Source organism: Veillonella sp. 6_1_27, assembly GCF_000163735.1.
Classification (GTDB): Bacteria; Bacillota; Negativicutes; order Veillonellales; family Veillonellaceae; genus Veillonella; species Veillonella parvula_A.
Map to the genome: position 1 here is coordinate 360,500 of NZ_GG770216.1, position 12,544 is coordinate 373,043.

Consider the following 12,544-nt stretch of genomic DNA (forward strand, 5'->3'; position numbering starts at 1 on the left):
TAAGCCAAGAGGGTAATAGTATGATTACACAAGAATTGAAAGATCGATTAATTGCAGATTATCCAAAGTTTGAGGATATGACACATAAGTTCTATAAGAAAGAACTATCTATTGCAGATTATAAAGGGCAGTCTGGTGCCTATGGTAGTTACGCTGAGCGCGGTGCAAATACTGGTATGAGCCGTTGGCGTTTCAATGGTGGCCGCATGACGCGCGAGCACATGCAGTTTTTAGCGGACTCCATTCGTAAATATAACCTACAACATGTACATTTCACTACCGGCCAATGCTTACAAATGCACGGCCTCGATGGTGATACAATATTAAAGCTCTATAAGGAATGTTATGATCACGGTATTTACAACCGTGGTGCTGGTGGTGATAATCCCAATGTGGTAGCTAGTATTTTACGTGGCATTGATCCTCGTGAAACTCTAGATATTACGCCATATGCAACAGCAATTAGTGAATTTCTTATGGAGCAAATGTTCTATATCAAGATTCCTCGCAAATTTAAAATGGGCATAGATAATGGTTTTGATAGTACCCCACATTCTACGTTCAAGGACCTAGGTTTTAACTTAACAAAACACAATACCTTTGATGTGTATGCTTGTGGCGGTATTGGTCCTAATCCTCGCATTGGTATTCCGGTGGCACATGATGTAGCGCCTGAGGATGTTTTGTACCATGTGAAAGCTATGCTTATGGTCTTTGCTAACCATGGTAACTTCAAAAACCGCGGTAAGGCTCGTACTCGTTACATGCCTGCTGAAATGGGTGGGGCGGAAGCTTTCATCAAAATCTATGAAGAAACCCTAGCTATGGTAAAAGAAGTAGAACACCTAACTATTAATCTGGCTGATTATGCTTATGAAATTACAAAAACTGGTAAGCGTGATGATTCTGTGGAAAACTATCGTATTCACCGTCAAAAACAAGACGGTTTATACTATGTAGAATACCATCCGGCAGGTGGCGATGCGAACGTTGAACACTTGCTGGCGGCCCTTGACTATGCGGTGACACTTGATCAAGTTGAAGCACGTATTGCGCCAGACCAAGCATTATTCTTCATCAATCTCACCGCTGATGAAGCACGCAAAATTGCGGAATTAACTGATGACAGTGCTAAAAATGATTTCCGCCGTTCCGTATCTTGCGTTGGTTCTACTATATGTCAGATTGGAATGCAAGACTCTAACGGTCTTTTGAAAGATATCTTCGCACACCTTGAAGAAAAGGGCGTAGATACAAGAAAACTACCTCGTTTACATATATCTGGTTGCCCACACTCCTGTGGTACACACCAAATCGGCGAAATTGGCTTCCATGGTGCTGTAAAATTAGTAGATAAGAAACCTATGGTAGCATTTATCCTTGTAGACGGTGGCTCAGAACACATGGGCTCTGAAAACTTCGGTAAAATGGCCGGCAATATTGTAGCTACAAAAATTCCAGAATTTTTGGAATCTTTAGCAAATATTCTAAACCAATCCCCAGAACCAGACTTTGGGACCTGGAGACTTACGCATAAAGGGGACTACATGAATCTTATAAAAGCATTTGAGTAAATATGTAAAAGCATTTGCGTAAATATGTTTGGGTTGCTTGTGATGGGGCCCACTTAGATTGCGACAACTTAATAAATAATAAAAAGAGTTCCCTCTTTGCTCCGTTCTTCGCAAAGTCGCTGCATAGGGAACTCTTTTTATTATTTGAGCGTCTGCTATTAACCAGTCCCATCACAAGCTACATCTGATATTTACTCAATATGCTTTTATATGATGGGGGAAGCTTTTAGAAAACTAGGTATTTCTTTGCTCCGTCCTTCGTAAAGTCGCTGCAGAGGTACCCAGTTTCATTTTTATAACACCTGATGTAAATTAGTCCCATAGCAAAGCGACTTACCTTACTAATATACAGAGCGGCCTCATGACAAGCTACATTCGATATTTACTCAATATGCTTTTATAATTAGAGGAGCAGAGAGGCGAGAGCGGCTAAGTAGTTTTGACTGAATTTGCATCAAGACTAGCCAGTAGATTAGCCTCTGGCTAGTCCTTCCCATACGGTGGGCATGGCGCCACTACTATACAGTTTATTATAATGTGTAAAATGATAGTGTTTTCTATGATTTATTTCAAGGTGTAATTGTAATGACTCTATATAAGTATTAGCTAGATTATTTACGCTTTTGGATGGGACATCTTTATAAATATAGTGATAAAAAAGTAAGAATACGCTTGTGCAGAGACTTTGCGAAGAACGGAGCAAGCAAGCGTATTTTTACCAAGTTGTACTAACGAGATGGGGCCCCATCCTAAAAGCGGATGAACAAATGTTAGTTGAGTCCCAATACAATAAGAATAATTGTTTAAAACTAGATATGACTTGATTTTGTATGTTATAATAGGCTTTATAGTAGTATTTGGAGGATATTCAGATGTTATTTACCGTCAATACAGAAGTCTGTACACGATGCGGCCTTTGCGTTGCTGACTGTCCGACCGGATTGCTGGTGATGTCCGATGCTGGACCTGTAACTGGCAGGGGAGGTTGTATCTCCTGTGGGCATTGTATTTCCGTATGCCCAACGCTTGCTCTTGATAGCGATATGACACCGCGTAAAGAGCAAATCGATATTACAAAGGAACCTAAGTTAACGCCTGAGCAAGCTGAACTATTTATGCGTAGTCGTCGCTCTATTCGTAACTATCAAAATAAACCAGTCCCTGTAGAGCTCATTCGCAAAGTGCTAAACGTTGCAAGAATGGCGCCAACAGCAACTAACACACAAGGTATTTCGTATATAGTAATCCGAGATAAACAAACGTTACGCCGTATTGCTGATCTCGTTCTAGAGTGGATGCATTTAGCTGCAAAAACAGTGCCAATTATGCGCCTTTATGCTCGTGCGGCTCAAGCAGAAGTAGATAAAGGCAAGGAGTATATCTTGCGCGATGCGCCGGCTCTCATCGTGGCAATTGGCTCTAAAAAAGATATTCATCGTACCCATGATAGTGGGCACTCTTGCTTGTCTTATGCTGAGCTATATGCGCCGACTTTAGGCCTTGGTACTTGTTGGGCAGGCTTTTTTGAACATGCTGGAGAAGCTGAATACCAACCATTATTAGATGAATTAGGTGTACCTGATGATAAAATTGTAGCTGGTGGCATTCTTATGGGATATCCTAAAGTACGATATCGCAATATTGTAGAGCGTCAACCATTAGATGTTACATTTGATACAGAAGAGTAAAAAAGAGATGCCCCAATGATTGTAATCATTGGGGTATCTCTTTTTAGTTATATAGTGACGATATAAACTTTATTAATTGGCAGTTGTAATAGTGCCTTTGAATGTTTCGTCGATGTATTGTTTAATAGCATCAGATTTGTAAATATCTGCAATTTTTTTGTATGTTTCGTTGTCTTTGTCTTCACTACGAACTGCAAGTACGATAACTGTTAGTGGTTCATCTTTAGATTCGAAGAAGAAACCTTGTTTTTCTACACTAAGACCAGCACTTTGCACATAGTTCATTGGAATAACTGCAATTGTTACATCATCTAGACTACGAGGTAATTGAGCTGCTTCTAGTTCTTGAATCTTTATATTCTTCGGGTTAGATGTGATATCTGCAACTGTTGCTTTGAAGCCGACACCATCTTTTAACGTAATTAATCCAGCTTTAGCTAATAATGCTAATGCACGACCACCATTAGTAGGGTCATTTGGGATAGAAACAGTAGCGCCTTCAGGTACATCTTGTACGCTGTGTACACTATTACTATATAAGCCCATACGCACCAAAATTGTTTTACCGATTGCTACTAAGTTGGAACCATTTTGTTTGTTAAAGTTTTCCATAAATGGTACATGTTGATAAGCATTCAGTTGAATATCGCCATCTGCAAGGGCTTTATCAGGTGTTACATAGTCTGAGAATTCAACTACTTTAAGATCGATTCCTTGTTTTTTAGCTTCTTTTGCTACAGCTTCAGCTACTTGTGCATGAGGACCAGATGTAGCACCTATTTTGATTTCTTTTTGTGTTTGTGTTGATTGATTTGATGTACTACCACAACCAGCGATAGCAAATGCAAGAGCACCGATAAGTAATGGTGCTAACAATGTTTTTAATTTCATATAATCATCCCTTTCAAGTCTTATAATGGTTATATCCTATCATGGATGAAGGGGATTTGTATATGATAAAAGCATATCAGTTAGCTATAGATTAAAACTATGGTGAAATTCTAGCTCATTTATAATACAATTCAATATAATATATTGATTAATGTGTTATATTGAATGTGTGATCGCTAGGTAGTAAATTTATATTTTAAATATTTTTGTATAATTCTAATATGGATTCATATATCTATATGTCGGATATATCTATATGTCGGATTAATGGAGGATGTATGTATAATTTTGATTTTTATAACCCTACACATATCGTATTTGGTAAAGACCGTTTAGATGAATTAGATACATTGGTACCAAAGGATGCAAAGGTGCTCATTACTTATGGTGGTGGCTCCGCTGTGCACAGTGGTCTTATTGATCGCATTGTGAAAGCTCTTGGTAACCGCAAGGTTGAGCAGTTTGGTGGTATTGAGCCAAACCCATCTCTTGAAACTTGTGAACGTGCGGTAGCTTTCATTAAAGAACATGGCGTAGATTTCGTTCTCGCTGTAGGCGGCGGTTCTGTAGTAGATGCTACAAAACTTATCGTTATGGGTGCTACCTATGATGGTCCCGTTATTGAGGTAATGAAAGCTGGTGTGCCAGAGGTTCCGGTAGACATGGTACCAAATCCATTACCATTTGGCACAGTTATGACACTACCTGCAACTGGTTCCGAAATGAACAATGGTGCAGTTATTACTTATGGTGACGGTAAATACCCTGTATTCAGTAGCTTAGTATTCCCTAAGTTCTCCATGCTTGATCCAACATTGACTTTCACCTTGCCTGAAAGACAAGTTAAGAATGGCGTTATCGATACCTTTGTGCATACCACAGAGCAGTATTTAACATACCCTGTAGAAGGTCGTATTCAAGATCGTTTCAGCGAAGGTATTTTAAAAACTATGATTGAAATCGGCAAAGAAACAGTAGAAAATCCAGAAAACTACGATATTCGTGCTAATCACGTATGGGCATCCACATTAGCTTTAAATGGTTTGATTGGCGCTGGCGTGCCACAAGATTGGGCCACACATCTTATTGGTCATGAATTGACTGCTGCGTACCATCTTGATCACGGTATAACATTAGCTATCGTATTGCCTGCATTATTGGAAGTGAAAAAGGCTGATAAGCTTGAAAAATTGGCACAATACGCTACACGTGTATGGCATATCACAGAAGGTACAAAAGAAGAAAAAGCGGATAAGGCTATCGCAAAAACTCGTGAATTCTTCGAATCCCTTGGCGTATCTACTCATTTAAAAGATTATGGTCTTGGCACAGAAGCAATCGATAAAATTGTGAAACAATTAGAAGACCATGGCATGACACAACTTGGTGAAAAAGGTGACGTAACACCAGAAGTAGCTCGCGAAATTTTGACACGTGCTTTATAATCGACATGATTGATGATTGATGATTGATGATTGATGATTGATGATTGATGATTGACGACTGATTATACGATATTGAAAGGAGATAGTCCCTTGAATGAGATAAAGCGTCGAAGTGCTTTTTCTTTTGCTTTTCCTATTATGGCTCCTATGGGCATAAGCTTATTTGTTATTGGTTTAGGCTTTGGTTTATATGCTACGAGCCAAGGGCTGCCTTGGTGGACGGCGCCTGTTTTGGCGTCTACTATTTTTGCGGGATCCATGGAGTTTGTGACGATTGGCATGTTGGTGGCTGGATTTGATCCTATTAATGCGTTTGTACTGACCATGTTTGTTAATGGTCGTCACTTCTTCTACGGTTTGTCTGCGCTCCAACGTTATATTCATATGGGGTGGAAATGGTTCCCCACTATTGCTTGGATGTGTGATGAAAGTTTTGCCATCAACATGGGAACGAAGCTGCCAGATGATGTAGATGAAAAGTGGTTTTACTTCCACGTGTCTTGGCTTAACTATATATTTTGGGTATTTAGCACCTTTGTAGGTGGTCTATTTGGTGATTTATTGGCTGACGTAGATTTACGGGGCATCGATTTCGTATTGCCAGGGCTATTTATTGCGGTATTCCTTGAAATGCTACTCAATGCGAAGAATAATAAGATTAGAGCCTTTGGCGTAGCTGGGGTACTAATGGCATTAATCATGCTTGTATTGGTTGGTAAATCACTCTTTATGCTGCTGTCTATGACATGTATGCTTTTCGTCTGTTATGTAGCGTACAAGTGGGGAGGTGTACATCTTGACTAGTACAGAAATGGTCATTACTGTTGCCATTGTTGTAGCCGGTACATTACTTACCCGATTTGGAGCCTTCCTCGTATTTCCTCCAGGAAAAAAAGCACCAGATTTTGTACTATTTTTAGGTAAGGCATTACCAGCCGCTGTTATGGGCATGCTCGTTGTATATACCTTTAAAGAGACTGTCGTGTTAGCATATCCGTACGGTATTCCGGAGCTCATAGCCTTGGTTGTTACGGTAGGTTTACATTTATGGAAACGTAACATGCTCATATCGATTGCTGCTGGTACAGTAATTTATATGATTCTTGTACAAGCTATATTTAATGTGACAAAATAAAATAAACCACGTATATCTATTCCTATGAAAGGTTAGATATACGTGGTTTTATTTTTACAAATACTATTTTGCTTATCGTGATGGCATGATTGTTATATTTATTGTAATTGTTATCAACAATTCATGTTACTTAGTATTTAATTAGTATATTATGTTTTATTTGAGTTGTAATAGCCTTTCAAGACCAGGCGCAGTATGATGATTTTCCAAGAAGGATCGTTGGTCTAGTAGTTCCATAACGTCCATATCGATGTTGGTGAGTTTGAAATCGAATACATCGAAGTTAGCTTCCATATGGCTCACGTTATTTGCCTTTGGCAATGGAATGATGCCTTGTTGGATGTGCCAACGCAAGATGATTTGATGTTTTGAAACACCGTATTTTTCCGCCAAGCTTTTGATGATTGGATGGTCAAAAATCGGTTGGCGGTCACGGGTAAATGGAGACCATGCCATGCCTACAACTTGATGCTTTCTCATCAATTGTAAGAGTGATTGACGTTGGTTGAACGGGTGGCATTCGATTTGGTTGACCACCGGCTTTACATTGCAGTGGTACAACAAGTCAATGAGGCGATCCTCGTAGAAGTTAGATAGGCCTAACCCACGAAGTACATTTTGATCGTATAATTCTTCCATGGCGCGCCAAGAACCGTAGTAATCACCCAGTGGTTGATGCACCAGCATGATGTCAATATAGTTGGTATTTAATTTCTTTAAGGAGCTTTCAACAGCACGCATCGTATTATCGTAGCCTGCATCAGTGTGCCAGATTTTAGTAGTGATGATTATATCTGTTCGTTTAATACCAGATGCTTTGATTCCTTTAGCCACGGCTTCTTCGTTGCCATAATAGGCGGCCGTATCGAGTAAACGATAGCCTACGCCAAGTGCATTGGCAACGGCCTGTTCAGTCTCTCCTTCGGTACCTGTTTTATAGGTACCATAACCGATGGAGGGAATGAAGCTACCATTGTTTAAAATTCTAAAGTCCATCCGTTCTTCCATGAGAACCTCCGTTATATCCATAAATTAAAGGAATTAGCTTTCATACAATTCTAACTGATTTTATGATATACTAAGGTATTGATAAAAATCAATATGATAGGAAGTGACAGAATGCAAATAAATCGTTTCTGCTCTGTAATTGCTATCCTTGGTGTTATGATTATAGCGCTTGCTATTGCGGGATGTGGTACGAAAACCGTATCCGTCGCAGAGGTAACGTACAAGGATATGCCGTTGCAGATTCATAATGATGCCAATGTAACGGCCCTTAATAAGGCGACGATAACGCCGACCTTGACGGGGCAGGTCGTGTATGCTGTGAAAGTAGGCGACCGAGTACAGCAAGGTCAAACTGTGGCAACTGTAGATACATCGGCTTTACAACAACAGCTAGCATCCTTGCAAGGACAATTAGCACAAGCCCAATCACAATCATATGCCACTGCTGTGACGACTACGACTGCAGCATCTATAGACAGTACTCAACTGGAACAGGCTCAACGCATGCGCGAAGCAGGCATAATCACACAAAAAGAATATGATCGTATTTTGGAACGATCTCAACCACAAATTACAACAGTCACAACTGGTGGTGGGGGAGGCGTCAATACGGCGGCTATCGAGGCACAAATTGCTCAAGTATCTGCACAGATGGCAGCTTCTACAATCGTGGCCCCTATAGCAGGTACAGTGACATCTATTTATAATGAAGACCGTCAAATGGCGATTGCGGATCGTCCGTTTATGATGATTCAGCAATCCACACCGATGGTAGCATCCCTCAGCATTCCCCGTGATGCGGCTATGAAGTTAGGTACAGCTGAAGCCAAGAATGGTATGAAGGTACTTCTCAAGGTGGGGGACCAAGAAATACCGGGTGAATTGACTTATGTAGATATTACTCAGCCTGAAAATGTGCCAAGTGTCCTCGTAAAAGCTACTTTCAACAATGAGAAAGGCCTAATCAAGGCTGGTGAATTCTATACACTCGTTATTGAATCTAATGTGAAAGCCAAGATGCTGACCGTTCCAACTAAGGCGGTTCGGGAAAATCAAGATGGCAAATATGTATATGTATTAACCGAGAATAATACAGTTGATGTACGTGTTGTTGAGGTAGGCATTACTGAAGGTGATGACGTAGCTATTATTTCTGGACTCAACGAAGGTGACAAGGTTATCACAACAGATGGCACCTTTGAGTTAGGTGAATCTGTAAAATTGTGATTACGACCCCTATGGGTTTAATACTAGATTGTTAGAATCATGTTTAAACATAATAGAATCGAAACTTTCACAGACCGTGAAAGTAACCTCAAAAGAGGAATCTGATAGGAGGGATTATTATTTTAGAATTTAAACGTTTTGAATTGCGAGATAAACCATTAATTGACAAGTATTTTGAACAACATCATTATGAAGCATCCGATAATTGCTTTACTACACTGTTTATGTGGCAAGATCCATACGGTATTCGCTGGGCTGAAGAGAATGGCGTATTGTACATCCAAGGTGGTGGCAAGCGTGAGCCATTCCTATTGCCTCCATTTGCTGGTAAAGATGCAAAGTTCCTTGATGGTTTGTTGCGTGCTAAAGAATGGTTCGTAGAAAATAAATTGCCGTTCCGTTTTAAAGGCGTTAGCAAAGATGTAAAAGAACGCATGGAAGACCTATGTCCTGGTCGCTATGCATTTACACCTGACCGCGACAACTATGAATACATTTACAAGTCCGAAGATCTTATCAACTTGTCTGGTAAGAAATTCCGTCAAAAGAAAAACCATTTAAATCAATTCCGCATGCAATATTCTAACTATGAATATGTGCCAATTACAGATGATATCATCCCATTATGTCGTGAAACGGCAGCATCTTGGGTAGAAACGCATCATGAAGAAGGTATCGAAGATGAATTGGTAGCCATCAATTTGTTGTTTGACAACTGGGATGTGTTGGGTCTTAAAGGCGGTGCCATTAAATTATTCGGTCGTGTTGAGGCTTTTAGTATCGGTGAACTTCTCAATGACAGAATTGCTTTGATTCACATTGAAAAAGCAAATCCAGATATTCGTGGTTTGTATCAAGCTATCAATAATGAATTCATTCGTCATGAGTTTAGCGAAGTAGAATTCATCAACCGTGAAGAAGATATGGGCTTGCCTGGTCTTCGTCAAGCAAAAGAATCTTATAACCCAGATCATTTTGCTGAAAAATATGACGCAGTATATGCTAACGAAGCAGATAATGCGACAGGTGGTAAATAAAATCTGAGCTATGAAGTCGATGTGCTTCATAGCTCATTTTGTTATAATAGAATTGTTAGACTATATATTTGAATGTAACTATCGTATCATCATGGCGATATGGCGATATGGCGATATGGCGATATGGCGATATGGCGATATGGCGATGTGATGTGCTTAAATTAGATCAGATTAGATATTATATGCTGTGACGCGACAGATAGATAACGGCTCTTATGATATAACGAGGACATAATTATGGAATTTAGAATTGCGACGGCTCAAGATACGCCTCATGTAGAAAATCTATGGGCGTACTGCTTTGAACCTAAGGAAGATCCGTTCTTCCAATATTATTTTACAAATTGCTATGAACCAGAGAATACAATGGTCGGGTTAGAACAGGACCAATTGTTGAGTACCGTTCATTTGCGTCAATACAATCTTAATGTACGTGGTGCCGTATTGCCTACGAGCTATATGGTAGGCGTTGCAACGCATCCAGCAGCCCGCCGTGGTGGTGTAGGCGGAGCACTGTTAACTGCTGCACTAGAAGAGCTTCGTAAACGCGGTCAAGCTATGACGATTTTGATGCCATCCAAGGCAGCGTTCTACCAACAATATGGTTGGGAGCTTTATGCTCATCAATGGGTGAATACCATGTCGCTAGAAGACTTGCGCCCTATGACAGATAAAACGTTGAGCTTTGGCTTGCTAAATAGCGTAGATCAATGGACTTTGTTAGATCCAGTATATAAAACATATACGGCTCGTCTTTCCGGCTACGCAGAGCGCGGTGAAAAGGAATGGAAACGATTATTAGGCAGCTTCTTTGCAGAAGGTGTAAATGTTGCTGTAGTGCGCAACGATGACCATGTCATTGAAGGCTATGCAGTGTATCGTTTAGGTCAGCCTGAAATTCCTGTTACTGAGCTGGTTTACACGACACGTCGTGCACAACGTGCATTATTGAATTATTTCTATAATCACCGTTCCCAAGGTACGTCTATCCGTTGGAATGAAGGCCTTCACGATACATATTATCGCTTCTATCCTGATGGTAGAACTGGCCATGCTACTATGCCATATATGATGAGTCGTATTGTAGATGTAAAAGCTGCCTTTGAAGCGATTCCTGTCAATCCAGAGGCGTTGATGATGCCTATAACAATGACCTTTGCAGTGAAAGATGGACTTTGTAGCTGGAATGAAGGTCGCTATGAAGTGCAATATGGCGGTGCATTAACTCCATCCGTTAAAAAGATTTCTGATACATTCGATGGCGAAGCGGATATTACCGTTGAGGTCGGTGCATTGAGCCAGTTATTAATGGGCACACTTACGGCTCGAGATCTCGTTTTTGAAGGGAAACTTTCAGTAAGCGAAGAATGGTTAGACTATTTCGATATTCTCTATCCTGAACAAAAAACATATATTAACGAATGGTGGTAATATGAGCTGGAAAACGTATACGGTGAAAGAACCAACAGAGTTGACGGTTTCTAAATATGTAAAGGAACGATTTTCCCTATCCTCTCGGGATATCCAAATGATGTTTCGCAAGAAACGGGTAAAAGTTAATAGCCGTGTGGCTCATTCACAACGGGCACTCAAAAAAGGAGATGTGTTAACCTTAGAATTACCACAAGATAAGGATTATGGGGTAGACGTAGAAAAGGGACCGATTACAGTTCTCTATGAAGATGCGCATACCCTAGTTGTAAATAAGGATCCCTTTATGCTCGTTCATCCTGCAGGGCAAACGAAGTCTTGTACATTGAGTAACTATGTGGCAGGGTATTATGCGAAGAAAAACGTAGTTCATAAGGTTCGACCTGTGCACCGCCTCGACCGAGATACATCGGGGTGCATTCTCTTTGGTAAAACAAAAGAAGCACAACAATACTATACGGATGAGCTACAAGCAGGTCGTATCGACCGCATTTATACAGGCCTTGTAGAAGGGCGTATTGATGCGGATGGTATGGTAGATGCGCCTATCGGGGTCGATCCAGTATTTGATAATCGCCGCGTTATCGATGAATTTGGGCAGCCTGCTCAAACAGAATATATTGTTCTTAATCATGAGGGAGACAATACTCTGTTACGTTTTAAGTTATTGACTGGTAGAACTCATCAAATTCGCGTACACATGGAACACATTGGACATCCTATTGTTGGTGATGCTATGTATGGTACGCGCAATAAGCCCTATACACGCCAATGTTTGCACGCATCAGAGCTAACCTTTGTACCTTATGGTAAGGACGAAGCTATTACGGTTACCTGTGAAGTAGGGGATAATTTTGGTCGAGAATAATAACTGTAGATTTTACTACTCTAAATAATAAGTCCATCATATCTATCGGACGAGATGCTTATTTTCCCTGTATCCTTGTATACAAAAAACAATATTGATAAAAACTCATAGTCTATGCATGAAAAGCATAGACTATGTTTTTTTTATATTTTCAATTCACAGTGGACAGGAGTATACTGTGTATAGACATAAAATTCTATAGAATGTTGAATTGATAATTTTATAGAAAAATAGTTTGTT

Annotated in this window: 11 protein-coding genes; 9 read left to right on the plus strand and 2 right to left on the minus strand. The window is 40.1% G+C overall.

Annotated features, from left to right (window positions below):
• Window positions 1-20 precede the first annotated feature (20 nt).
• Together HMPREF0874_RS05470 and HMPREF0874_RS05475 are read left to right on the plus strand one after the other, a co-directional pair.
• Complete coding sequence (locus HMPREF0874_RS05470) at window positions 21-1,574, plus strand: nitrite/sulfite reductase (RefSeq protein WP_008602232.1); 1,554 nt, start codon at window positions 21-23, stop codon at window positions 1,572-1,574.
• Window positions 1,575-2,446: 872 nt separating this feature from the next.
• Window positions 2,447-3,262 (plus strand): nitroreductase family protein, encoded by an 816-nt coding sequence (locus HMPREF0874_RS05475; protein WP_008602234.1) that lies wholly within the window; start codon window positions 2,447-2,449, stop codon window positions 3,260-3,262.
• 72 nt (window positions 3,263-3,334) lie between these two features.
• On the opposite strand, the gene HMPREF0874_RS05480 is transcribed toward HMPREF0874_RS05475, so the two are convergent.
• Complete coding sequence (locus HMPREF0874_RS05480; RefSeq protein ID WP_004694891.1) at window positions 3,335-4,153, minus strand: MetQ/NlpA family ABC transporter substrate-binding protein; 819 nt, start codon at window positions 4,151-4,153, stop codon at window positions 3,335-3,337.
• Between the two features lie 278 nt (window positions 4,154-4,431).
• On the opposite strand from HMPREF0874_RS05480, the gene HMPREF0874_RS05485 reads away from it, so the two are divergent.
• From HMPREF0874_RS05485 to HMPREF0874_RS05495, 3 genes are all read left to right on the plus strand, one after another.
• The gene (locus tag HMPREF0874_RS05485; protein WP_008602237.1) at window positions 4,432-5,598 is read left to right on the plus strand and encodes an iron-containing alcohol dehydrogenase; all 1,167 of its coding nucleotides are present in this window, start codon (window positions 4,432-4,434) and stop codon (window positions 5,596-5,598) included.
• 138 nt (window positions 5,599-5,736) lie between these two features.
• Entirely contained in the window at window positions 5,737-6,402 is a 666-nt protein-coding gene (locus tag HMPREF0874_RS05490) for an AzlC family ABC transporter permease (protein ID WP_008602239.1), read from the plus strand.
• Window positions 6,395-6,733, plus strand: coding sequence for a branched-chain amino acid transporter permease (locus HMPREF0874_RS05495; RefSeq protein ID WP_021148604.1), 339 nt, complete (start codon window positions 6,395-6,397; stop codon window positions 6,731-6,733). The genes HMPREF0874_RS05490 and HMPREF0874_RS05495 overlap by 8 nt, the downstream gene beginning before the upstream one ends.
• 156 nt (window positions 6,734-6,889) lie before the next feature.
• Here the strand turns inward: HMPREF0874_RS05495 and HMPREF0874_RS05500 are convergent, their stop codons facing one another.
• Window positions 6,890-7,741 (minus strand): aldo/keto reductase, encoded by an 852-nt coding sequence (locus tag HMPREF0874_RS05500; protein ID WP_050760776.1) that lies wholly within the window; start codon window positions 7,739-7,741, stop codon window positions 6,890-6,892.
• A gap of 111 nt (window positions 7,742-7,852) precedes the next feature.
• On the opposite strand from HMPREF0874_RS05500, the gene HMPREF0874_RS05505 reads away from it, so the two are divergent.
• From HMPREF0874_RS05505 to HMPREF0874_RS05520, 4 genes are all read left to right on the plus strand, one after another.
• Window positions 7,853-8,968: an efflux RND transporter periplasmic adaptor subunit gene (locus HMPREF0874_RS05505; protein ID WP_039965216.1), complete on the plus strand. Its 1,116-nt coding sequence runs from the start codon at window positions 7,853-7,855 to the stop codon at window positions 8,966-8,968.
• Window positions 8,969-9,069: 101 nt separating this feature from the next.
• Entirely contained in the window at window positions 9,070-10,005 is a 936-nt protein-coding gene (locus HMPREF0874_RS05510) for a phosphatidylglycerol lysyltransferase domain-containing protein (RefSeq protein ID WP_316062400.1), read from the plus strand.
• A gap of 237 nt (window positions 10,006-10,242) precedes the next feature.
• Window positions 10,243-11,436, plus strand: coding sequence for an enhanced intracellular survival protein Eis (eis, locus tag HMPREF0874_RS05515; RefSeq protein ID WP_008602246.1), 1,194 nt, complete (start codon window positions 10,243-10,245; stop codon window positions 11,434-11,436).
• Between the two features lies 1 nt (window position 11,437).
• Window positions 11,438-12,304 carry an RluA family pseudouridine synthase gene (locus HMPREF0874_RS05520; protein ID WP_039965217.1) on the plus strand — a complete coding sequence of 289 codons (867 nt, stop codon included), beginning with the start codon at window positions 11,438-11,440 and terminating at the stop codon, window positions 12,302-12,304.
• The last annotated feature ends 240 nt before the right edge of the window (window positions 12,305-12,544 follow it).